A 24,343-nucleotide genomic window follows, 5' to 3' on the forward strand; every position below is an offset into this window, starting at 1 on the left:
GAACCAACCACTGACATTTCAAGATTCAGCAGTTGAGTTGTGGATATTTGTCCGATCAGACCTTCGAGAACGACAGTAACAAGCTTCGAACACACATTCGAACAAAGATTTGGCGTGTCGCCAAAAACTCCCGCAGCCCCTCCCTGGACACAACAATGCCCCGTCATTTCTGACGGGGCATTGTTCGAAAATCAGTCTTTACGCGGATCCGCGAGGCCGCGACCGTGGCGCCGTGACTCCGGGACGTCAAACTCCTCACAGAGCGCAACCCATACGGCACGCGGCTCCACGCCGCGCGCTAGGGCTTCGTCTGGCGTTCCCGCCAGATTCGTGACCCAGTAGTCACGGAACAGCACTCCCGCATGGGCAGCGCCAAACTCTTCTGCGGCCGCGGTTCGCAGCGCGCGCATGCGCATCGGGTGGTCTAGCCAGCGACGAGCGACGAGCTGAAGTCAGTCACCAGTTCATCGGGAACAGTGTCCGGGAAGCGCGACGAAAGCGGCATCGAAATTCCTTCAACAAGCGCGAGTCGTTCGCTCACTTCGCCGAGGATTACCGAGAGCGGAGTATCAAGCGCATCAGCAACCGCCGCGAGAATCTCACTCGAAGCTTCCTTCTGACCGCGTTCCACTTCGCTCAGGTAGCCAAGCGCAACACTCGCGTCGCCCGCAACCTGACGCAGGGTGCGACCCTTCTGCTGTCGGAAATCACGCAGAACGTCTCCGAGCTCCTGACGCATCAGTACCATCGGTTACCTCCCCTTCGCAGTGGCCGTCGGCCATTTTTGTAAGAATATCCGGCTTATGCGATTCTCGCACTCACCTCGACACAATTGCCGGTCATCGAATACAACTTCGACCCTACTTGATCTATTCCCAAAATTTTCCAAACCTGAGTGAACTCCACTCAGGTTTTCGGTTTTCTCCCAGCAATTACGAAGAAAAGTCGGGACTTGTGAGCAGCTCTTGGATCGCGTTGATCGCAGCGTGAACCGTTGCTTCACGAATGTGCTGTCTACTCCCGGGCGTAACATCAAGCAAAATTGCCTTCGTTATCTCCCCATAGCTCAGCCCCACCCACACGGTGCCAACCGGCTGGCCGGTCTGCGGATCCGGATCAGGCCCAGCGACCCCGGTCGTCGAGATGCCGAGCTGCGCTGGAACTCCTGCCACTGCGCATGCGCGCCGGACGCCGGCAGCCATTTGCTTTGCCACTTCAGCATCAACAGGCCCATAAGCGTCGAGTCGCGCTTGGGAGACACCGAGCAGCGATGCCTTAATGGCAGTGTCGTAGGCGACTACTCCCCCTGATACCACCCGAGAAGCACCGGGAACACTCACTAGCGTGGCGCAGAGCATCCCGCCGGTCAAAGACTCAGCGACCGCAACCCGCACGCCCAATTCCGCACAGCGTTCAATGACTGCAGCGGTGTCGCTCATAGGGACCGCTACTTACCCTGCGCAACGCGCTGACTACGAACGTACGCGATGATGTAATCGATGCCACTCGCGATAGTGAGGAACACGGCAATACTCATCGTAATGATGTTCACCCACTCGAAGATCGTGCCGGCTACCCCGTCGAGCTGCGATAGCGGCGTCAATGCGAGGGCGATCGCAATCGACTGTGCAACGGTCTTGAGCTTCCCCATCCAGGCCGCGGCAACCACAACGTCGCTGACGATCATCAGGCGGTGGATCGTGATGCCAACCTCACGAACGAGCACAATGATGGTCACCCACCACGGCAGCTCAGCAATGATCGAGAGGCAGACCAGTGCCGCACCAGTCAGTACCTTGTCTGCGATCGGGTCTAGGAGCTTACCGAGATCGGTAATCAAACCTTTCGAACGAGCCAAGTAACCGTCGAGCGCATCGGTCGCGATTGCCACTACGAAGAAGGCCGTTGCCCCCCAACGCATGGCCGCTGAATCGCCACTCGCGAGAATCAACCACACAAACAGTGGAGTCGCAAGAATGCGGGCGCCGGTAATGATGTTGGGCGCATTCCAGTTACTCTGGCGTGCTGCGGGTGCGTTCGTCATGGAACTCATCTCGTATTCGTTAGTCCCGGCCAGTGAGTTGCCAGGCATCTTCGTCAGGTTCATCGTCGTCATCAGTAACTGACGAGTTCAACAGCGGATCGTTGTAGCGATCGTCTGAGTACCCATCGGCAGCTGGCGTCAGACTGCTGTTCGAGAACTGATCAGCAGGTTCGGAAACCGCTGCTGCGGCCGCTGGTGCTGCGGGCATCGCAGGCGGTGTTGCCGGAGTAACGGACGGGGTAGGCGTGCCATTAATGCGCGCGAGAATCTCGGGAAGCTGTTCAGGCGAGACAAGCACGTCGCGAGCCTTTGATCCCTCAGAGGGGCCGACGATTTCTCGCGACTCCATCAGGTCCATAAGACGGCCGGCCTTTGCGAAGCCCACACGCAGCTTGCGCTGCAGCATGGACGTCGACCCGAACTGTGACGTCACCACAAGGTCGATTGCGGCGATAAGCACTTCCAGGTCGTCGCCGATGTCTGCGTCGATTTCCTTCTTCTCGACGACCTGAGCAACGTCTGCACGGTACTCAGGGAGCGCCTGTGTCTTTACGTGCTCGACGACACGAGCAATCTCAGCCTCGTTTACCCACGCGCCTTGCACGCGCATCGGACTGGATTCACCGTTCAAGAGCAGCAGGCCGTCACCCTGACCGATCAGACGCTCAGCGCCGACCTCATCAAGGATGACTCGAGAGTCAGTACCCGATGCCACGGCAAACGCGTAGCGACTTGGAACGTTTGACTTGATCACGCCAGTGACCACGTTGACCGAGGGCCGCTGAGTCGCAAGCACCAGATGAATGCCTGCGGCACGTGCGAGCTGCGTGATGCGCTGAATTGAGTCTTCAACGTCGCGCGGCGCAACCAGCATGAGGTCTGCGAGCTCATCGACGACAACGAGCAGGTAGGGATACGGCTTGAGCTTCCGTTCGCTGCCCTCGGGCAGGATGATTTTCCCCTCGCGAATCGCGGCATTGAAATCGTCAATGTGTCGGAAGCCGAAGCTTGCGAGGTCGTCGTACCTCATGTCCATCTCTTTCACGACCCACTGGAGCGCTTCAGCAGCTTTCTTCGGGTTAGTGATGATGGGGGTGATCAAGTGAGGAACACCCTGGTACACCGTGAGCTCAACACGTTTCGGATCGACGAGCACCATGCGCACCTCTTCAGGCTTCGAGCGCATCAAAATGCTCGTGATCATCGAGTTGATAAAGCTCGATTTACCTGAGCCGGTTGCGCCGGCAACCAGCAGGTGAGGCATCTTTGCAAGGTTGGCGATCACGAAGCCACCCTTGACGTCTTTACCGACGCCGATGGTCATCGGGTGCGTCGATCGCTGTGCCTTCGCAGAACGAAGCACGTCACCGAGCGCGACATTCTCGCGGTCCGTATTCGGGATCTCGATACCGATGGCACTCTTGCCAGGGATTGGCGAGAGGATTCGCACCTCGTTTGAGGCGACCGCGTATGACAGGTTGCGTGAAAGCGCAGTAACCTTCTCGACCTTTACGCCGGGACCGAGCTCAACTTCATACTGCGTCACCGTGGGGCCACGGGAGAAGCCAGTGACCTGCGCATCAACCTTAAACTCTTCGAACACGCGACCGATTGCTGCCATGATTTGGTCATTCGCATCGGTGTGGGTTTTCGGCGTGGATCCCTCAGACAGGATGCGCGCATCAGGGAGGTCGTAGGACGTGCCGGCTGCGGGGTCGTGCAGCGGCGCAACCTCGAATGCCGGAGCTTCACCGTCATCGGCGCCAAAATCGTCGAGGTCGAGAATTCGGGTTTCCACTTCGGGCGAATCATCGCCAAGACCAGAGCCGCCCCGTGCTCCGCTCACTTCTGCGCTCAGGAAGTCAGTACCGAGACCAAGATCAGCGAACGGATCACCGGTAGCGATCGCCGCTGTCTCGTCAGACGCGCCGACAACTGCGGTGACCGCGTCATCGGTAGCAAACGCAGACTCAAATGCGCCCCGCCCGCTATCTTCAGCTGGGAGCACATCGTCAAGCGCTTCTGCAGCCTGTACAAAGTCAGGATCTTCCTCGCGCCCGGTTGAGTTACGGCGCCACCAGGGCAACGATTCAGGAGAGTCATGGTCGAAGAGTTCGGCATCAGATTCGTCGTTCTGAGCGCGCGCACGCGAATTGCGCGGTGCAGCCTCAGGCGCCGCGGGCACCTGTTCTCCGAACAAATATGCGTACCCTTCACGGATACGTCGCACAATACGGCCTGGCGGGGTCTTCGTCACGATGAGTACCGCGAAAATCAGGAGGAGCGAGAGGACAGGCACAGCAAACCACTTGGTCAACGCGCCAAGCGGCGTGCCAACCAGCCAGCCCAGAAGGCCTCCGGCTGCAGAAAGCGCTGGCATTCCCTGGCTGGGCTGAGGTTCGTTGCCGTAGAGATGGGTGAGGCCAGACGCACTCGCAACTGCGAGGAAGAGTCCGATCGCGATGCGGCGATTGTCATTCACACTCAGTGGATGGTTGAACAGCCACAACGCAAAGCAGAACATAATGATCGGAAGACCGAAGGCGATACGCCCAACCAGGCCGCCAAAGGTATAAGCAGTGATCTGCGACGCCACATCACTGCCAATTGCAAACCATTCAAGGATCGCGCCTATGAGCGCAAGCACGACGAGGAACAGCGGGAAACCATCGCGACGATCTGCCGCGTCAAGCGGCTCCGCACGGAATGTGCGAGCAGCACCACCGACTGCGTGCGCAATGCTCTCCCAAACACGAACAATGAACGGGGAGCTTGGCTCAGCTTCCATGAGCACTCGGGTGCGCGCGGTCGCCTGAGACCCGGAAGAGTTACGACTCTTCGCGGATGTTTTCCCGGCTTTGCCGTTCGCTGACGAGTTTTTGGCCATGTGAATACGGTACAAGGCACCACCGACATGCGTGTGCTTCGGTTCGGCGTGCCTATGATTCAGCCGCCTACGGTGACCGTAGGCGGCTGAATCAATGTGCGTTATTCGCTGGTTTAGAAGTAGACGCCGCGTGCGGCCATGAACCCACGTGGATCGACTCGGCTCCAGGAATTCGGCCAAGTTTCGAAGTGGAGATGCGGGCCGGTGGACCAACCAGTACTTCCGATATGGCCAATCTGCTGGCCCTTCTCAACCCACTGACCGCAGCTGACGATGATGCCGCCATACGGCTGATGTGCATAACGAGTCATCGATCCGTCTGCATGCTGGATATCTACAGCGTTGCCATAGTTACTGAACTCGTAGCAGGCGGTTACACGGCCAGCTGCCACAGCGTAAATCGGCGTCCACATTGCACCATCGAAGTCGAGGCCACCGTGGTTACGGGCGCCACCAAACTCCTCATTCACGCTGTTCCACGCGAGCGGGTAGCCCCAGCCGCCGCCACCAGTTGGCGGGCTGACAGTACCGCCACCGCCGCCGCCACCGCCGCCACCTCCGTTGTTATTGTTGGCAGCTTCTTCAGCGGCCTTGCGTGCAGCCTCTTCAGCCGCCTTCCGAGCGGCTTCCTGGCGCTGACGCTCTTCTTCTGCCTCTTGACGTACGCGTTCTTCGTAGCCTTCAACCGTCTCGGCTGACTTGTCTTTGAGCGCTTCAAGCTGAGCTTCGAGCGTTGCCTGCTGCTCTTCCTGCGTCGTCTGCTTCTCAACCGCAGCGGCCGCCGCAACGGTAGCAATCTCCTTGCGTTCAGCAGCTTCCTGCTGCAAACGCTCGCGTTCTGCTGATGCAGATTCAGCCTGCTGTCCAAGCGTCTCCGCATTGTTGCGGGCGCGAGTTGCGTCGTCAGCAACCTTGGAATTACGTTCAGATGCCTTCGACATCACCGCAAGACGCTCGAGCAGCTGATCAGCCGTGGATGCGTCGCTCTCCAGGAAGAGCTCCATGTTGCGGTCTACGCCACCGGAACGGTACATCTGAGACACGAGCGAAGCTGCTTCGCGCGAGGCAGCTTCCGCTTCCTCTGCGCTCTCGCTTGCCTTCGTCTCAAGTGCTTCTACGCGTTCGTTCGCTGCAAGCAGGTCGTCCTCGGCCTGCGCGAGCGCATTGCCAGCGGTGATCGACGCCTGTTTCGTCGTCTCCACTTCTTTCGCGACCTGCACGAGGAGCGCCTCGATCTCAGTGATCTTGGCGTCTGTCGCGTTCACGTCTTGCTTCGCCTTCTGGACATCGTCCCACGTGGGGAGATCGGCATCTACTGCCTGGCCAGGTGAAGCACCGAACGTGAGACCAGTGGCGACGATGCACGCTGCTGCCGCGATACCGACCACACCCGTCCATCTGCGTCGCGCATTGCTTTGAGCAGAAGTTCGAGTTCGCATACGGCCTCCCGTGTTGGTGATCGGTGTAAGGAAGTGTTCAAAAACACTACTCACAGAACGCTAGCATCCTCAGTTCGAACGCGCTTTCAGACGGGCCAGGATTACGCGAAGATCTGGCGAACGTGTGATCGCGAGTACGCCAACAAAGACAATTCCCGTAACCACAGCGATGACAACTGAGCGCCAAATCGCATCAAACACAGTAGCGAGGCCCAAATTGTCGTCGAAGAGAGACACCATCGCGATACCGACGACCGCTGCAATGAAGCCAGCTGGGACCGCACTCAAAAGCGTTCGCAGGATCCGCCGACCACCAAGCAAACCAACTTTTCGACGCAGCAGGATAGCCGCAAGAATGCACTCAATGATCGTGGAAAGCGCCCAAGTGAGCGTCAGGCCGACAACGGTGAACTGATGCGGCAGCATCAGGGAGAACAGGCCACCGCCAGAGTACAGAATGATCTGCACAAGGTTGAAGAAGAACGGGGTCTTCATATCTGTGAGCGCGAAGAAGCCGCGCTGCACCACATACAGGAAGCTAAAAGCAGCGAGGCCAATGAGATACCCACGGAGCACCAGCGTGAACATCTGCACTTGAGACTCATCGGTAGCGAAAAGGACAACACGGCTCACGTACGGCGCAACAGCCATCATCAGCGCGGCCGAGAACAGCATGACAAGACTGATCGACCGGGTGGCAGATTGGAAATTCTCGCGATACCCGACGGTGTCGCCGGTCTGACCCGCGGTAGCAAGCCGAGTAAAGAATGCCGTGCCAATCGACATCGCGATTACCGAGTGCGGGAGCATAAAGAGCAGCCAGGCGTTCTGCATCGCCGCGGCAGACGGACCGCTACCTGAGGCGCTATTCGCCACATTCGTGGTGATGATGCTGCCGAGCTGCATTGCCACAACCGAGCCGAGGCTCCAGCTTGCGACGCGCGCCGTCTCGCCGAGACCCATGTTGCGCCACTGGAAGTCAGGGCGATAGCGGATCCCCGACTTAGTCCACGCGATGTACAGGATCGCAGACTGGATCGCGACTCCGAGCGTGCCGCTGCCGGCCAGCAGTGCGATGCTCCAGCCATTCCAGTCGGAGACCGTCCGGAGGCCGTCTGGATCCGCGCCAAAAATAAGGATGAACGCGGCAATACCCGCAATTCCCACGAGATTATTAATAGCTGGCGCCCAGGAAAACGGGCCAAACACGCTACGTGCGTTCAACACCTCACCGAGGACGGTGAAGAGGCCGTAGAGCAGGATCTGCGGGAGGCACCAGTAAGCGAACGCGGTTGCGAGTGCACGCTGATCCGCCGGGAATTCAAGGGTGAAAATGTGCACGAGCCAGGGGGCGGCCGCCATCGCCAACACGGTAACCGTGCCGAGGATCGTCAAGATCAGTGTCATGATCTTGTTGATGTATGCGGCGCCCCCATCGGGCCCTTGCGATGCTTTGACGATGAGCGGCACGAGCACGGAGCTCAACATGCCGCCCACCAGCATGAGGTAGAGGGTGTTCGGGAGCATCGAGCCGTTCGCAAATGCGTCGGCAGAAATCGACTGCGTCTGGCCGATTGCGAACGCGAGCAGGGCCGTCTTGACGAAGCCGAGCACTCGCGACACCATCGTGCCAGAAGCCATCAGCGCACTTGCGCGCGCGATCCCAGAAGCCACCCTCTGACCTTTCGTTCCCTTTTACGGGAGTTAGACGACGACCACGACGGGCACGATCATTGCCTTACGGCGGAGCTTGGTGCCCACCCAGCGACCGATCGTGCGACGCGTGATCTGCTGCAGCTGCTTGTGGTCGGTCACGCCGTCCTTCATAGCTGCCTCAAGTGCGTCTGCAATCTGCGGCTTGATCTTGTCGAAGACGCGACGATCCTCGGCGACACCCTTTGCGTGGATATCGGGACCCGAAACGATGTGCGCGGTAGTCGGCTCGACCACGGTAATGACCGAGATAAAACCTTCCTCAGCGAGGGTCATGCGGTCCTTGAGGTCGTCCTCAGTGACGCGACCGACGCTCTTGCCGTCGACGTAGATGAACTCAGTATCGATCTGGCCAACCGCGCGTGCAACGCCATCAACGAGGTCAACAACGGTGCCGTTCTCAGCGATCACCGTGCGGTTCGCGGGAACGCCGGTCTCAATTGCGAGCGCAGCGTTTGCGACGAGCATGCGGTATTCACCGTGGATCGGCATCACGTTCTTCGGGCGAACGATGTTGTAGCAGTACAGGAGCTCGCCTGCCGCTGCATGGCCCGAGACGTGTACCTTTGCGTTGCCCTTGTGAACAACGTTGGCGCCAAGCTTGATGAGGCCATCGATCACACGGTAGACCGAGGTCTCGTTACCGGGAATGAGGCTCGACGCGAGGATGACGGTATCGTCCTTGCCAACCTCAACCTGGTGTTCCTGGTTCACCATACGGCTGAGCACAGCCATCGGCTCACCCTGCGAACCGGTCGACATGTACACGATGCGGTGATCGGGAATGTCGCCGCTCTTCTTGAGATCGACGAGCACACCCTCGGGAACGTTGAGGTACCCGAGGTCAGAAGCGATCTTCATGTTGCGGACCATCGAGCGGCCAAGTAGCACGACCTGACGGCCGTTTGCGTGAGCTGCGTCGAGTACCTGCTGCACGCGGTGCACGTGGCTCGAGAAGCTCGCAACGACGACCTTGCCTGGGGCGCGCGAAATGACCTGCTCGATAACCGGGCCGATGTTCTTCTCAAGCGGCGTGAAACCAGGAACATCTGCGTTCGTCGAGTCAGTCATGAAGAGGTCAACGCCCTCTTCACCGAGGCGAGCAAACGCGCGAAGGTCAGTGATGCGGCCGTCGAGTGGGAGCTGATCCATCTTGAAGTCACCGGTGCCGATTACCAGACCAGCGTCGGTGCGGATCGCGACAGCGAGTGCATCGGGGATCGAGTGGTTCACGGCGATGAACTCGAGATCAAACGGACCGTACTTGGTACGCTCCCCCTCAGCCACGACGCGCGTGACCGGGCGGATACGGTGCTCCTTGAGCTTTGCCGACACGAATGCCAGGGTCAGCTTCGAACCGACCAGCGGGATGTCTTCGCGCATCTTCAGAAGATACGGGACACCACCGATGTGGTCCTCGTGGCCGTGCGTGAGCACAACCGCGACGATGTCTTCGAGACGGTCTTCAACCTTCGAGATGTCGGGAAGGATGAGGTCGACGCCGGGGTGCTGCACCTCGGGGAAGAACACACCACAGTCGACGATCAGCAGCTTGCCGTTGATCTCGTAGACAGTCATGTTTCGGCCAACTTCGCCCAGGCCACCGAGTGGCGTGATGCGAAGCGTACCCTCTTCGAGGGCTGGCGGAGCGTACGGGGGGTTCGGCACAAAGCCTCCTGTGTTTATCTGGTGGTGCCTGCGATTTTGGGCAGAGCACCGCCGGCAGCCGCATTGCGGTCCGGTCGGAAGTTCGTAAAGTCAACACCGGGTACATCGCGAACCAGCGACAGCTCATCTTCGATGACTGCAGCTTCCCACTCTTCGGGACCGACGAGCGGCAAACGCACGCGCGGGCTCGAAATACGGCCGAGACCGTGGAGAATGTACTTCGCTGCAACCGTTCCCGGGACATGCGTCATAACTGCGCGCACGAGCGGTTCGAGGTTCTTGTGTACAGCCGTTGCTGCGTGCAGGTCGCCAGCGTTCACCGCGTCGACCATCGCACGGTACGGTGCAGGAGCAATGTTTGCCGTCACACCGATAAGGCCAGAGGCGCCGATCGACAGGTGCGGAAGCACGTTCGCGTCGTCGCCCGAGAAGTAGAGCAGGTCAGTCTGGTTGAGCACACGGCTCACCTGACTGAGATCGCCCTTTGCGTCCTTCACAGCCACAATGTTCGGGTGCTTCGCGAGGCGAAGAATCGTCTCGTAGGCAATCGGAACACCGGTACGACCGGGAATGTCGTACAGGATGGTGGGAAGGTCGGTTGCGTCAGCAACCATACGGAAGTGAGTGAGCAAGCCCGCCTGAGTGGGCTTGTTGTAGTACGGGGTCACGATCATGACACCATCTGCACCCGCGCGCTCACTCGCGCGGTAGAGCTCAATTGCGTGTGCGGTTTCGTTCGATCCGCCACCGGTAATAATCTTTGCGCGGCCGCTCGCCACAGATTTCGCAACCTGGACGAGCTTCAACTTTTCAGGGTCGGTGAGGGTAGACGTCTCACCGGTCGTTCCAGTCACGACGATGCCGTCAGCACCGCCCTGAATGCAGTTTTCAATATGCTGCTCCGTCGCAGCCCAGTCAACTTCACCGTCAGCATCGAACGGTGTTACAAGCGCGACCAGGACCTGCCCGAAGGGGTTCTCAATATTTGCCACTTACTTAGGCTACCCGACTCGGGCTGCTGAGATTATCCAGATTACGTATCAGTGACGTGTCCAGCGCTCGAAAACGTACCCGAGACCCTGCTGTGATTGCTCCTCGGGGCCGCTTTCTGTGAGATGCCACTCTGGCCCAATTTCAGGCGCAAAGGTGTCGGCGTCATCGACGTCAATGGAGATCCGCGTCACAACCAGCTCGTCAGCGAGCGGCATCGCTGCACGATACAGCTGGCCGCCGCCCATAATCCACGCGGCGCGCGCAGGCCACTCGCCGTGAGCTGCAGCAGCGTTATCTGCGCAGGCAGCATCGTACGCATCGCGCACAGCCGTCTTTGTCAGCGCGAGCGCTTCCTCAAGCGTCGCGACAACGGTCGCGCCGTCAGCACCGTACGCCGCGTCGCTCGTAATCACCACGTTGGTACGACCAGGAAGCGGCCGGAAACTCTCAGGAAGCGATTCCCACGTGCGACGCCCCATGATCACTGGCGCGCCCCAGGTCGTGCGCTTGAAGTGTGCGAGGTCCTCAGGCAGGTGCCAAGGCATGGTGCCCGCACGGCCGATCACTCCCCCGGTTGCCTCGGCCCAAATCATGCCGAGACCCTCACCAATGGTGCGTTCTGCGTGTTTCATTAGACCGCCACCGGCGCCTTAATACCGGGATGGTGTTCGTAGCCGACGACCTCGAAGTCATCGAGCGTGTAGTCAAAGATCGAGTCAGCCTTGTTGATCTTGATCTGCGGGTACGCGTACGGTTCGCGCGAAAGCTGCTTCTCAACCTGCTCAACGTGGTTGTCGTACACGTGGCAATCTCCGCCAGTCCAAATGAACTCACCTGGTTCGAGGCCGACCTGCTGGGCAACCATCAGGGTCAGCAGCGCGTACGACGCAATGTTGAAAGGAACGCCAAGGAACATGTCGGCCGAACGCTGGTACAGCTGGCAAGACAGCTTGCCGTCAGCAACGTAGAACTGGAAGAACGCGTGGCACGGCATAAGCGCCATCTCGTCGAGATCAGCGACATTCCATGCAGACACGATGATGCGACGCGAGTCAGGGTTCGAGCGGAGCTGCTCGATAACGTTGGCAATCTGGTCAATGTGCTCGCCGCCGGGCGCTGGCCACGAGCGCCACTGCACGCCGTAGACGGGTCCGAGATCGCCCTGTTCGTCAGCCCACTCGTCCCAAATCGTTACACCGTTGTCGGTGAGGAACTTGGTGTTCGACTCGCCGCGCAGGAACCACAGCAGTTCAACCGCGACCGACTTGAAATGCACGCGCTTCGTCGTGAGCAGCGGGAACGACTCTGCGAGATCGTAGCGGATCTGGCGCCCGAAGAGACTGCGCGTGCCGGTGCCCGTGCGATCGCTCTTTGGAGTACCGGTCTCATATACCTCACGAAGCAGGTCTTCGTATGGAGTCTTGATCTCAGCAGTCATGCGCTCAATCTTACCCAAGAGTTTGAACGTCGAGCCGAGACTCACACGAAGATCACGTGTCGGCGGTAGACACCACCAAAAATGGCTGTGCCCCGGCGACTTCGCACCGGGGCACAGCCATTGTTACAGCCGAAGCCGCAAGGGAAATTAGCTTCCCAGGCCGTCGTCGAAGACCTCGATGATCGAGGTATCGTTCGTCGCGTCCACGCGCTCAAGCACCTGGCCCTTGAAGAAGCGAGGAGTCTTACGCGACTGGATGAGCATGAGCACAACACCAAGTCCGAGCACGACAACGCCGATCAGGCCGACCAGACCAACGCCGGCGATGTTGCTGCCGGAACCAGCGGCGGGATCCATGCTGTCAACGGTCGTCTGGATGAAGACCAGGAGCAGGATGACGCCACCGATGCCGGGAAGGATGACCTTCGACATCATCGAGCCGAAGCCCTGCTTGGGAGCAAGCTTACGGAAGTACCAGGTGCTCGCAAGAGCGGTAATGCCGTAGTAGAAGCAGACCATCATGCCGAGAGCGGTGATGGTGTCCCACAGCACATCTTCACTGATGAAGCGCATGACCGCGTAGAAGACCGAAGCGACGATCGACGACAGCATCAGTGCGATGTGCGGCGACTTGTACTTCGGGTGAATCTTCTTGATCGCAGCTGGGATTGCACCATAGTGTGCCATTGCGAGCAGGGTACGTGCAGGCGAGATCGCGGTCGAGTTAATCGATGCCATTGCCGAGACCAGAATCGCGAGCGACAGGAAGATTGCCGCGCCACCCATAACCGGGTGAGCAAGGGCTGCAAACACGTTCTCAGCGATTGCTTCGTTCCCCAGGCCGGTGGGGCCGTCGCCAATGCCAGCGAAGGCAACAGTTGCTGCTGCGGTGCCGACGTACATCACGACAAGGATCGCAACGAGGATCATTGCGGCCTTGCTCTCGGTCGACATGCGACCCTTCGAAGGCTTGGTCTCTTCACCCATGGTGAGGATGGTGTCCCAGCCCCAGTAGACGAAGATCGAAACCGCAATACCAGCGGCGAAGGCGCTCACGCTTGAGACCTCAAGCGGGTTGAACCACGACAGCTCAGGCATCTTGCCCTCGGGGTTTGCGGGATCTGCCGCGCCCATGAACATTGCCACTGCGAACCAGATCATGACGCCCATCTGGAAGATGACCGTGATGTACTGGAAGATCTTCGTCGAGGTCATGCCTCGGTACGAAATGAAGGTTGCCATTGCCATGAATGCAAGGCAGACCAGAATGTTGATGAACTTGTTCTCAGAGATCAGTGCGATATCTGGGTTATTCGCGAGAATCGCGATCGACTGGAACAAGAACTCCACGGCGATACCTGCGAGGTTCGACAGCACGAGCACAGTCGCCGCGATGAGGCCCCAGCCTGCCATCCAGCCCACCCACGGGCCGAATGCACGGGTTGCCCACGTGAACGAGGTACCCGAGTCAGGCATTGCCGAGTTCAGTGCGCGGTAGCCGATCGCAACCAGCAACATGGGGATGAAGCCCATGAGGAAGATTGCGGGCGTCTGGTAACCGACTTCACTCGCCGCCGGCCCAATTGCCGAGGTCAGAGTGTACGCAGGTGCACACACCGAAAGGCCGATAACCAGTGCGCCGACAACGCCGACAGTGCCTGATTCCAAGCCCTTCTTGCTAATACCAGTGACCGAATCCAGGGTGCGGGTAGCACCTTCTGGAACGCTCTGGTCATACTTAGAAGACATGCGTCTACTCCGTCTTTCTCTCGCATCAGTGCGAGAAGATCCCATACGCATTTGCACAGAGCAAATGCTTCCCACAGCAATACGTATGGCTAGTTAACTTGCTCAGAGCATCTTACGCCTGAAGTATGAAAAAGTCGCATTGAGCTGCGAAACGCCACTGATTTAGTTGTGTTCTACAGTAATTGCTTGTCTAGTCGCCTGTCTTGCACGCTTTCGGTCACCTGCCGCATCGTAGACAATCGACAACCGCATCCAGTTGCGCCACTCCTCCGGAGCAGTCTCTGCAGCCTGCTGATACTTCGGGAAAACAGCCTCGACATTTTCATGAGTCGGGCGTTTGCCACCCTCAACCACGAACAGGTCATCAGGAAGATTGCCCTCAGCTTCAAGCTGGTCAACCAGCTTCGTAGCAGAGTAGCCAAACATGATTTCTCGCACGAGCGCCCACACGCCAATGATCGGCAAGATCACCAGCGCGATACCCATTGCCACAGCGATTGCATCACCAGACATGATGAGCGCGACCGCCTTCACACCGGCAAGGAAGAAGTAGAGCACCAGCAGCGCGCTCATGGTGATGATGCCAAAAATTGCGTTGCTACGCGCCTTCATCGTTATGCACCTACCTTGCCAAGTCCGAGCAACACATCGAGGCCAACCGTCAAACCGGTCGCTTCGGGCGCAGCTGCGAGCGCCGCACGGATGCCAGCCTTGTACGAATCGCCAGAGAGCGTGTCATGCGTGACCGTGAGGACTTCACCGGCACCACCCATGCGGACCTCTTGTTTCGCCATGACGCCCGTCATACGAAGGCTATGGACCGGGATTCCACCGATGAGCTCGCCCCGGGCCGTCTGCTCTGCGTAGGGAGCCTCTACCGGATTCCCGCCTCTCGCGGCCATCATGAGCTCCGCAGTACGCACTGCGGTACCGGAGGGAGAATCAACCTTCTTCGCGTGATGCGACTCAATGATCTCGATGGAGTCGAAGAACGGGGCCGCGATCTGCGCGAGCGCGGTGCCAAGCACCGAGCCGAGCGAGAAGTTCGGGACGACAATCGCACCCGCACCCGAGATCTCAGAAATCAGCGTGTCGAGCTCAGCAAGGCGCTCTTGCGACCAGCCACTCGTACCCACAATGACCTTCTGGCCGCGTCGCAGCGCGCGCTCTACGACCGCCTGCGAAGCGTCAGGGGTCGTCACGTCGACCAGCACCTCAGCGTCTGCACCTTCGTCAGGAGCAGACGAGCTGCGCAGACGCGCGACCAGCTCGAATCGCGGGTCCTCCTCAATCACGTCGCAAATGAGGGAACCAAGCCGACCGGTCGAACCGGCCACCGCTACTGAAATTGCCATGTTCCCAGCGTAGCGGTGACCACCGACAGTCTGCTTAGAGACCGAGGCCCTCCACAGCACCCACCGCAACGATCTGCAGTGGCTGCGCAGCGAGCGTCTGTGCCATCGACTGAATCTCTTCGTTCGTCACTGCCGCGTAGCGCTCAAGCGACATGTCGAGGTCGTAGAATTCCCCCGAGGTCATCTCTGCGCGTGCGAGGCGACTCATCCGCGTGTCCGAATCCTCGAGTGCCAGAGCAGAAGAACCAGCGACCTGACCGAGGGTGCGTTCGAGCTCTTCCTCGGTGATGCCCTGATCCGCCAACCGAGCGAGCTCCGCCTTGGCAAGCTCCATGACCTCAACCGCATTCGCCGGCGCCATACCCGCGTACATGCCGAAGAGGCCAGCATCGGTGTAGCTCGCACCGAAGGAGTAGGCGGTGTAGGCAAGCCCGCGCTTCTCGCGGATCTCCTGGAACAGGCGACTGGACATTCCCCCGCCAAGTACCGAGTTCATGATGCCGTATGCGTAGCGGCGCGGATCCCCGTTGCGCAGCGCAGGGGTGCCGAGCATGAGGTTTACCTGTTCACTCGTGCGCTCGACAAGCGCCGGAGCGCCCGCGGTGCCAGCCCACTCCAGTGTCGCTGCAGGACGACGGACTGGGGTGCGATCCACGTTGAGATCCCACTGTGCCGAGTCGGCAAGACCCAATTCGCGCAGGACGATCTCAACAAATCGATCGTGATCAACCGCACCGGCCGCCGTAACGATCAGGGTCGAGGGATCGTACTGTTCCTTGTAGTGACGAAGCACGTCATCGCGCTTTGCCGCGCGGATCGTCTCATTATTGCCGCCAATCGGGCGGCCGAGCGCGTGCCCGCGGAGGACCTCTTCGAACAGTCGCTCACTCGCAACATCGCCAAGATCGTCTGCTGCCATGGCGAGCTCTTCGAGGATCACGCCACGTTCGGTCTCGAACTCCTTCTCGTCGAGTACCGAGTTTGCCACCATATCCGTGAGGACAACGGTTGCGTGCTCGAGATCCGCGTCACGCACCTTCGCGTAGTAGCAGGTGTATTCCTTCGCGGTGAGGGCGTTGTGCTCAGCACCAATGCGATCAAAGCTGGTGGCGATCTCATAGGCATCACGCGATGGTGTGCCCTTGAAGAGCAGGTGCTCAAGGAAGTGGGTCGAGCCGAGACTGCCGGGCGCTTCGTTGCTCACAGCCTGCTCATCAGCCGAGCCAACGCCAACCCAGAAGCCGATCGACGCGCTGCGGGCAGCGGGCATCCGTTCCGTCAGGATTCGCAAACCGCTCGGGTGCACCGTACGCCGAATCTCACCGCCGCCCAGATCGATTGTAAGTTCGGGCTGGTCGAGGGGAAACTGAATCGGCTCGCGCATTCCTCCAGCCTATGCCCTTCCTTCTGGACAATTGCCCAGGGGCGCGGATCGATCCGCCAGCAGAAACGCATCGCGCCCGCGGCCACCATTGCTGGGGTCGCGGGCGCGATGTCGTGACGTTACCGTCGAAGGGTGAGATTACTCAGCTTCGGGAGCTGCTGCTTCTTCAGCCTTCTCTTCGAGAACGGGCTCGAGCGAGAGCTTGCCACGATCGTCAACCTTGGTGATCTTCACGAGGATCTTCTGACCCACCGAGAGCACCTCATCAACCGACTCAATACGCTTGCCACCGACGAGCTTGCGCACCTCAGAGATGTGCAGCAGGCCGTCCTTGCCTGGGAGGAGCGAGACGAACGCACCGAATGCTGCGTTCTTCACGACGGTGCCGAGGTACTGCTCGCCAACCTCAGGGTTCTGGGGGTTCGCAATTGCGTTGACCTGGGCACGTGCTGCCTCAGCCGAGGGGCCGTCAACTGCGCCGATGTAGACGGTGCCGTCATCATCGATCGAGATGTCAGCACCGGTCTCGTCCTGAATACCGTTGATGGTCTTGCCCTTAGGACCGATGAGCTCACCGATCTTGTCAACGGGGATCTGGACGCTGATGACGCGAGGCGCGGTGGGCGCCATCTCGTCGGGTGCGTCGATTGCCTGCTCCATGACCGAAAGGATCGCGGTGCGAGCCTCCTTTGCCTGCGACAGTGCGCCTGCGAGGACGTCCGAGGGGATGCCATCGAGCTTAGTGTCGAGCTGGAGAGCGGTAACGAACTCGGGGGTACCTGCGACCTTGAAGTCCATGTCGCCGAGCGCGTCCTCTGCACCGAGGATGTCGGTGAGGGTAGCGAAGCGGGTCTCGCCGTCAACCTGATCCGAAACGAGGCCCATTGCGATGCCCGCAACAGGTGCGCGCAGCGGAACGCCTGCGTTCAGGAGCGACAGGGTCGATGCGCAGACCGAACCCATCGAAGTCGAGCCGTTCGAGCCGAGTGCCTCGGAAACCTGGCGGATTGCGTACGGGAACTGCTCGCGGCTCGGAAGAACCGGAACAAGTGCGCGCTCTGCGAGGAAGCCGTGGCCGATTTCGCGGCGCTTCGGGCTGCCAACACGGCCGGTCTCACCGGTCGAGTAGGGCGGGAAGTTGTAGTGGTGCATGTAGCGCTTGCTGGTCGTGGGCGACAGCGAGTCGATCTGCTGCTCCATCTTCAGCATGTTCAGCGTGGAGACACCCATGATCTGGGTCTCGCCGCGCTGGAAGATTGCCGAACCGTGGACGCGAGGGATGACCTGCACCTCTGCGTCGAGTGCACGGATGTCGCGGAGACCACGGCCATCGATACGTGCGCCCTCGCTGAGGATACGACCGCGAACGATCTTCTTGGTCACCGACTTGTAGGCAGCCGAGACCTGGCCCTCTGCCGAAGCATCGAGCTCACCAGCCTCGATCTTCGCTGCGATTGCTTCCTTGACGCGTGCCTTGAGTGCATCGTCAGCGTCCTGGCGCTCAACCTTGTCGGCGATCTGGTAGATCGACGACAGCTCAGCCTCTGCGAGCTCAGCAACTGCTGCGTAGGTCTCATCAGCGTACGGGGGGAAGACGGGGTAGTCAGCGATTTCCTTCGCCGACTGTGCAGCGAGTGCTTCCTGTGCCTTCACGAGCTGGGTCAGGAACGGCTTTGCCGCCTCGAGACCTGCAGCAACTACTGCCTCGTCAGGCTTGACAGCGCCAGCCTTGATGAGGTCCCACGAACCTTCAGTAGCCTCAGCCTCAACCATCATGATTGCGACGTCTTCGGTACCGTCAGCCTTGGTAACAACGCGGCCTGCAACCATGAGGTCGAAGACAGCTTCCTTGACCTGCTCGTCGTTCGGGAATGCAACCCACTGGTCTGCGTCCGAGCCGAAGCCCGGAATCAGCGCAAGGCGAACGCCTGCGATGGGACCCGAGAAAGGCAGGCCCGAGATCTGAGTCGACATCGACGCTGCGTTGATCGCAAGCGCGTCGTAGTACTCGCCCGGTGCGATCGAGAGCACGGTGACAACGATCTGTACCTCGTTGCGGAGACCGTCGACGAACGACGGGCGCAGGGGACGGTCGATGAGGCGGCACACGAGGATAGCCTCGGTCGAGGGGCGACCCTCACGACGGAAGAACGAGCCGGGGATCTTGCCGGCTGCGTACGAACGCTCTTCAACGTCAACGGTCAGCGGGAAGAAGTCGAAGTGGTCCTTCGGCTGCTTCGATGCGCTGGTGGCCGAGAGGAGCATGGTCTCCTCGTCGAGGTACGCAGCAACGGCACCCTGTGCCTGCTGTGCGAGACGGCCAGCCTCAAAACGGATGGTGCGCTTGCCGAAACGACCGTTGTCGAGCACGGCCTCCGCAAACTTGATTTCAGGACCCTCCACGGGTTCTCCTTTACTCCAGGCGAACGCTGCACAGCTCACCCTGGCGACGCCAGGTTGCTGCGCGGGCGACCACGGACTGATGTTCAGTGGAAGACCACTTGCTCCACCTGATGGCCGCCGAGATACGACGGTCACTTTCAGCCATGTCAGGCTTGGCAAGGGATCCACCACCGAAGACCAGCTCGAGATCTGACTCGTTCGCGCTTCGTTGATGCGGGCAAATGCCCACGCAGCCAGGTTATCAGTTGCGCTCGTGGTTTGGCTCGTTGAGTTTTGGCGGCGAACGCCCGGGCGATTACGCGCCTCAGATCGTTCCGGTGGGTCACCTCGCAAAACGGGGCCGTTCATACAAAAATGCCCCTTTCATGTGCATGAAAGGGGCATTTTTGTTGGAAACGCCTGGCTTCCGAGGTGGTGAACCCCGAACGACTACGACTGCCGAGACAGCAGGACAGTCTTAGGCGTCGATGTCGATCGCGTGAAGTCGGTCTGCACCGATCTTCTCGCTGAGCTGCTCAAGCAGCTCAGCTTCGATTGCGGTGTCGACCGAAAGAACCGAAAGTGCGGTGCCCTTCTTCTCGTCGCGTGCAATCTGGAGGCCAGCGATGTTCACGCCTGCGTCGCCGAGGAGTCCACCGTATGCTGCAACGATGCCGGGGCGATCGGTGTAGCTGAAGACGATGAGGTGCTCCGAGATAGCGAGCTCGAGGTCGTAGCCGTTGATCTCAACGATCTTCTCAACCTGCTTGGGGCCGGTGAGCGTACCCGAGACCGAGATCTGGGTGCCATCGGTGAGCGAGCCACGAAGGGTGATGATGTTACGGAAGCTCTCTGCGACGCTGTCGGTCGAGAAGCGAACCTCAACGTCACGCTGCTCTGCGAGGAGCGGTGCGTTCACGTACGAAACAGGCTCGCTGACGATCTTCGAGAAGATGCCCTTGAGCGCTGCAAGACGGAGCGCCTCAACGCGGTGCTCTGCGAGCTCGCCGTGTACCTCGATGTCAACCGACGCGAGGGGACCCGACGCGAGACCTGCGAAGATCTGACCGAGCTTCTCGGTGAGGGGCAGACCGGGACGAACGTACTCGTCGATGACGCCGCCAGCAACGTTCACTGCGTCGGGGACGAGGTCGCCCGAGAGTGCAAGGCGAACCGACTTTGCAACTGCAACGCCAGCCTTCTCCTGCGCTTCAGCGGTCGAAGCGCCGAGGTGCGGGGTCACGTTAACGGTGGGGAGACCGGTGAACGAGTTGTCAGCCGGGGGCTCCTGCATGAAGACGTCGAGTGCTGCGCCAGCGATTTCACCCTCGGTGAGTGCCGCTGCGAGTGCTGCTTCGTCAATGAGGCCGCCGCGTGCAACGTTGACCACGTACGCGGTCTTCTTCATTGCCTTGAGCTGCTCTGCACCGATCATGCCGAGGGTCTCGGGAGTGCGGGGCATGTGAATGGTGAGGAAGTCGACGCGCTCTACGAGTTCTTCGAGCGACACGAGCTGTACGCCGAGCTGCTGTGCGCGAGCTGCGGTGACGTAGGGGTCGAACGCGATGAGCTCGACACCGAAGCCACGGAGACGCTCAGCAACGAGCGCACCGATACGGCCGAGGCCGACGATACCGATCGTCTTTTCGTAGAGCTCGGTGCCCGAGAACGACGAACGCTTCCACTCGCCAGCCGAGAGCGAAGCGTGTGCGCGCTGCAGATTGCGAGCGAGGCCCAGGATGTGAGCAACGGTCAGCTCTGCAGCGCTGATGATGTTGGAGGTAGGAGCATTCACTACCATGACGCCAGCCTGCGTTGCAGCCTTGATGTCTACGTTGTCAAGGCCAACGCCCGCGCGAGCGACGACCTTGAGTTCGGGAGCCCAGCCGAGAGCCTCGGCATCGATCTGAGTTGCCGAGCGCACGAGCACAGCACTCGCGGTAGCGAGTTCCTTGCGAAGTGCGTCACGGTCGGTTCCGTCGACGTGAACCACGTCGAAGTCGGGGCCGAGCGCGGCGATAGTAGCGGGCGAGAGTTTTTCGGCGATCAGCACGACCGGCTTTGACACGAGCGGTTCCTTCTCAGGGTGGCGGTCAGAAATTGTCACGCGAGGCGCGCGAACACAGCCAGTCTATAACCGTTCCCCGAAGAAGAACCGCTCGCGTTCCCGAGAACTACGCACTATTACTGAAACAAATACCCGATCTGTTCAATCGGGAACAGCAGGTGGAAGACATCCAACTGAATCGCAGCCACGACGCAGAGTGCCACTGTGAGCAACAGTAGCTTCGATCCGCCGCCCCGCTTGCGTCCAAGCAAGAGTGCCGCAAGCAGCGCAAGTGCGGGTGCAGCAACATTCAGAATCAGGAGTCCCCAGCCGAGCACTGAAAGCGAGTCACCACGAAGGCTGCTCATACCAACGAGGTTCGCAACCGCGAATACCGTCGATGACACGAAGAAGAGAAGGAGGATGGCCGCGTATGCCCATCCGAGAATGCGCTTCGCCATTAGAGTGCGACTCCGATCGAGAAGAGGAAGGGGATCGGCACGAGAATAATGAGGCCGAGCACGAGTCCGACGATGAGCTTGATGGGCTTCTTCCGGTACAGCACCAGCACCGCAACAAACCAAGCAATCGCAGCAAGCGGCGACAACCAGTACATTGCCTGCTGGAAGAATGCGCCAATGGCACCGCTCCCTGCGACAGAGGCCTCGATCGCTGCAGAGTACGCGCGCACCCAGGTCAGTGTGACCCATGCGTAGAAGATGTAGAGTCCACCGACGATCCCGAGCACAACGAGCAGCATGGCACTCATCTGCTTCGGCGCCTCTGACAAAGCCACCTCGGGACTGTCAGCGGCATCGTTCTGATCGCCCCCAGGGACACTCGCAGTCGTTGCGACGTGAGCGTCTACGCTCGATTCCCCTACCTCTGGCGTATCGGCCGTTGGCTTCGCATGAGCGTTGGGTTCGGCTGCAGTATCTGGCGTGGCGTCCGTTGCTGCAACGGTCCATCCGGCGCGGATCGAGCGGGCCTCGCCCGCGTCTCCAGTCTTCTTCTTCACGCAGCTCAGTGTAGTCACGCCAGCCATGGCTTCTCTGAGGATTCGGTTGAGACGACTTCACGCGCGACGACATGACGCCAGGAAGCCCCGATGATGCGAGGGACACCACCGCCACCAAACCGGCGGCAAGCGCGGGTACCGCAGCTGTTTGGGAACCACAAATTTGCTGCACAACCTGGCTTTCTTGGCATAACCTTGGAACTATCAATCAATCGACGGAGGCGTAGGATGACAAACGAAAATCCAGAACAGCCAGTGGGCGAGCCTGAGGGCACTCTGCCTGGCGAGACACAGCAGCCTGCGCAGCCGGCGGCACCACCAGCACCGGCGGCACCAGAGATTCCACCGGCAGCACAGCAGCCAACTCCCCCGCAGCCCGGCTACGTGCCGTCCGCACCGTACGCGCCATCCGCGCCGATGCAGCCTCGCCTGAACACCATGGCGTTGATCTCACTCATTCTCGGCATCGTCGGCCTCTTTGTGTTCGGCATCCCCGCGGTGGTCGCGGTAGTTCTTGGCCACATCGCACTCAGCCAGATTAAGAAGCGCGGCGAACGTGGCCGGGGGCTCGCAATTGCCGGCCTCGTGACCGGCTACGTCAGCATCGTTCTCTGGGCGATCCTGCTGGTGCTCGGTCTCATTCTCGGCATCGGATTCCTCGCGGCGACTCAGAACGGCAACATCGAGTTTGACCAGGGACATGACACTGATTCGAGCGAGATCATCACTGATGAGAATGGCAATGACGTCACCGACGAGGTCTATCGCGAGGTTGAAATCTTCGCTGAGACCTCGATTGTCACAACACTCACTGGCTCGGATCAGATCTTCTGGGTCCCCGGTGGCGCGACCGGTGGCGCAGTCTGCAAGGAAGCATCCGGCCTCGCTCTTGATGTAGACATGACCGGGAATGAGATCGTTTCGGGCACTGTTGCTGAGTCCTTCGGGGAGAACGGTAGCGCCGGACTCGCGCTCGACTGGGACGACATCGCTGTGGCCGACTGTGGCTACACGATTGACCAGGTTGAATCTGCGACAGACTTCGGTTCCGATGCGGCCGATGACTTCTTCGAGCGCCTCGTCGGCTAGCCACATCACGCGTTTTGGGGCGGGCGGGGTTTTCCTCGCCCGCCCTGTTGCGTTTCACTTGGGGCGCGGATCGTTCCCCGCTCAGATCCGCAGCGTTACTGAGTTAAGCGACACTCAGTCGCTTACATCCCCTGGTCTATTGGAATACCCTTGGAATGAACAATTAGCTACCGGAGGCACAGCATGACGAACGAAAACGCCGAGCGGCCCGAGGATACGCCGCAGCAGCCGCAGGCACCCCAGTATGAAGCGCCCCCGGTAGACGCACCGGCATACGCGGCAGCTCCCCCGGCGTACACCGCGGCTCCGCCCGCGTATCAGCCGCCAGCGCAGCCGTACCAGGCAGCACCAGGCGTACCCGGCGCGCCGGGCGTCCCTCCGACACCGCCGTACATCGGCCAGCAGCCTGCTCCGCAGTATCCGCAGTCGCAGGCACCGATGAACGTGCTCGCCATCCTGTCGCTTATCGCAGCGATTGTTGGCTTCTTCACGCTCGGAATCATTTCGGTCGCTGCAGTTGTGCTCGGCCACATCGCACTGAGCCAGATCAAGAAGCGCCTTGATCGCGGACGCGGTATGGCAATCGCCGGCCTCATCATCGGCTACGTAGGCACCGCGATTTGGGCATTCATCCTGGTGGTCTGGATGGTCATTGGCTTCAGCTTCCTCACTCTCTTCGGTATTGGTGCTTCGACCTACAACTACGGCAGCGACTACGGCTATGACTATGGCACCGACTCGTCTGACGAGTATGTCTCCCCTGACGACAGCTTCTACGACGAGTGGACCATCGCAGAAGAAACCGCGTTGATCACCACACTCACTGGTAAGGACGAGGTCTTCTGGGTTGAGGGCGGGTTCAGTGGCACCGCCGTGTGCGCCGAGGCCAAGAGTCTCAAGGAAGACGCTGAACTCTTCGACAGCAAGATTGTCAGCGGCACCGTGCGCGACGCGTACTTCACCGATTCGATGACGAGCCTGGAATACAAGTGGCAGTACGCGGCCGTCACCGACTGCGGCTTCACCCAGGAGCAGGTTGCGGCAGCCGAGCAGGCCGCCGAAGTTGCTTCGGAAGAGTATTACGAACTCAACCGCTAACACTTCAGCAAGGCGCTGAACGGCAGAAACCCAGTCGCA

The 24,343-nt window shown here is 60.0% G+C and carries 22 protein-coding genes; 2 read left to right on the forward strand and 20 right to left on the reverse strand.

Going from position 1 to position 24,343, the window contains the following annotated elements:
- Positions 1-191: 191 nt before the first annotated feature.
- The 20 genes from ICM05_RS06225 to ICM05_RS06320 all read right to left on the reverse strand — a co-directional run bounded on the left by ICM05_RS06225 (position 192) and on the right by ICM05_RS06320 (position 22,117).
- Entirely contained in the window at positions 192-410 is a 219-nt protein-coding gene (locus tag ICM05_RS06225; RefSeq protein ID WP_353055834.1) for a DUF3046 domain-containing protein, read from the reverse strand.
- Positions 411-424: 14 nt separating this feature from the next.
- On the reverse strand, positions 425-748 hold the full coding sequence (locus ICM05_RS06230; RefSeq protein WP_188023727.1) for a helix-turn-helix domain-containing protein: 324 nt from the start codon (positions 746-748) through the stop codon (positions 425-427).
- A 184-nt stretch (positions 749-932) separates the two neighbouring features.
- Positions 933-1,439 (reverse strand): CinA family protein, encoded by a 507-nt coding sequence (locus ICM05_RS06235; protein ID WP_188023728.1) that lies wholly within the window; start codon positions 1,437-1,439, stop codon positions 933-935.
- Between the two features lie 8 nt (positions 1,440-1,447).
- Positions 1,448-2,044, reverse strand: coding sequence for a CDP-diacylglycerol--glycerol-3-phosphate 3-phosphatidyltransferase (gene pgsA / locus ICM05_RS06240; protein ID WP_188023729.1), 597 nt, complete (start codon positions 2,042-2,044; stop codon positions 1,448-1,450).
- Between the two features lie 19 nt (positions 2,045-2,063).
- A complete protein-coding gene (locus ICM05_RS06245; protein WP_188023730.1) occupies positions 2,064-4,931 on the reverse strand; it encodes a DNA translocase FtsK in 2,868 nt (955 codons plus the stop codon).
- 113 nt (positions 4,932-5,044) lie between these two features.
- A complete protein-coding gene (locus ICM05_RS06250) occupies positions 5,045-6,319 on the reverse strand; it encodes a peptidoglycan DD-metalloendopeptidase family protein (protein WP_353055835.1) in 1,275 nt (424 codons plus the stop codon).
- Positions 6,320-6,439: 120 nt separating this feature from the next.
- Complete coding sequence (murJ, locus tag ICM05_RS06255) at positions 6,440-8,044, reverse strand: murein biosynthesis integral membrane protein MurJ (protein ID WP_188023732.1); 1,605 nt, start codon at positions 8,042-8,044, stop codon at positions 6,440-6,442.
- Positions 8,045-8,074: 30 nt separating this feature from the next.
- Entirely contained in the window at positions 8,075-9,751 is a 1,677-nt protein-coding gene (locus ICM05_RS06260) for a ribonuclease J (RefSeq protein WP_188023733.1), read from the reverse strand.
- Between the two features lie 14 nt (positions 9,752-9,765).
- Positions 9,766-10,743, reverse strand: a complete 978-nt coding sequence (gene dapA, locus ICM05_RS06265; RefSeq protein WP_188023734.1) for a 4-hydroxy-tetrahydrodipicolinate synthase — start codon at positions 10,741-10,743, stop codon at positions 9,766-9,768.
- A gap of 48 nt (positions 10,744-10,791) precedes the next feature.
- Entirely contained in the window at positions 10,792-11,376 is a 585-nt protein-coding gene (locus tag ICM05_RS06270) for a dihydrofolate reductase (protein ID WP_251364544.1), read from the reverse strand.
- Positions 11,376-12,182: a thymidylate synthase gene (locus ICM05_RS06275; RefSeq protein WP_188023735.1), complete on the reverse strand. Its 807-nt coding sequence runs from the start codon at positions 12,180-12,182 to the stop codon at positions 11,376-11,378. The genes ICM05_RS06270 and ICM05_RS06275 overlap by 1 nt, the downstream gene beginning before the upstream one ends.
- Positions 12,183-12,329: 147 nt before the next feature.
- Complete coding sequence (locus ICM05_RS06280) at positions 12,330-13,931, reverse strand: APC family permease (protein ID WP_188023736.1); 1,602 nt, start codon at positions 13,929-13,931, stop codon at positions 12,330-12,332.
- 162 nt (positions 13,932-14,093) lie between these two features.
- On the reverse strand, positions 14,094-14,543 hold the full coding sequence (locus tag ICM05_RS06285; protein ID WP_188023737.1) for a hypothetical protein: 450 nt from the start codon (positions 14,541-14,543) through the stop codon (positions 14,094-14,096).
- Positions 14,544-14,545: 2 nt separating this feature from the next.
- Entirely contained in the window at positions 14,546-15,286 is a 741-nt protein-coding gene (dapB, locus tag ICM05_RS06290; protein ID WP_188023738.1) for a 4-hydroxy-tetrahydrodipicolinate reductase, read from the reverse strand.
- A 34-nt stretch (positions 15,287-15,320) separates the two neighbouring features.
- Positions 15,321-16,670, reverse strand: coding sequence for a pitrilysin family protein (locus tag ICM05_RS06295; RefSeq protein WP_188023739.1), 1,350 nt, complete (start codon positions 16,668-16,670; stop codon positions 15,321-15,323).
- Positions 16,671-16,808: 138 nt separating this feature from the next.
- Positions 16,809-19,073, reverse strand: a complete 2,265-nt coding sequence (locus ICM05_RS06300) for a polyribonucleotide nucleotidyltransferase (RefSeq protein ID WP_188023740.1) — start codon at positions 19,071-19,073, stop codon at positions 16,809-16,811.
- A gap of 10 nt (positions 19,074-19,083) precedes the next feature.
- Entirely contained in the window at positions 19,084-19,302 is a 219-nt protein-coding gene (locus ICM05_RS06305) for a hypothetical protein (protein ID WP_188023741.1), read from the reverse strand.
- 228 nt (positions 19,303-19,530) lie between these two features.
- On the reverse strand, positions 19,531-21,120 hold the full coding sequence (gene serA / locus ICM05_RS06310) for a phosphoglycerate dehydrogenase (protein WP_188023742.1): 1,590 nt from the start codon (positions 21,118-21,120) through the stop codon (positions 19,531-19,533).
- A 116-nt stretch (positions 21,121-21,236) separates the two neighbouring features.
- Positions 21,237-21,560, reverse strand: a complete 324-nt coding sequence (locus ICM05_RS06315) for a hypothetical protein (protein WP_188023743.1) — start codon at positions 21,558-21,560, stop codon at positions 21,237-21,239.
- A complete protein-coding gene (locus ICM05_RS06320; protein WP_188023744.1) occupies positions 21,560-22,117 on the reverse strand; it encodes a hypothetical protein in 558 nt (185 codons plus the stop codon). The genes ICM05_RS06315 and ICM05_RS06320 overlap by 1 nt, the downstream gene beginning before the upstream one ends.
- A 228-nt stretch (positions 22,118-22,345) precedes the next feature.
- On the opposite strand from ICM05_RS06320, the gene ICM05_RS06325 reads away from it, so the two are divergent.
- Positions 22,346-23,206 carry a DUF4190 domain-containing protein gene (locus tag ICM05_RS06325; RefSeq protein ID WP_188023745.1) on the forward strand — a complete coding sequence of 287 codons (861 nt, stop codon included), beginning with the start codon at positions 22,346-22,348 and terminating at the stop codon, positions 23,204-23,206.
- 183 nt (positions 23,207-23,389) lie between these two features.
- Positions 23,390-24,304: a DUF4190 domain-containing protein gene (locus tag ICM05_RS06330; RefSeq protein ID WP_188023746.1), complete on the forward strand. Its 915-nt coding sequence runs from the start codon at positions 23,390-23,392 to the stop codon at positions 24,302-24,304.
- Positions 24,305-24,343: the final 39 nt, after the last annotated feature.

It is taken from the genome of Leucobacter sp. cx-42, assembly GCF_014529985.1.
Lineage (GTDB): Bacteria > Actinomycetota > Actinomycetes > Actinomycetales > Microbacteriaceae > Leucobacter.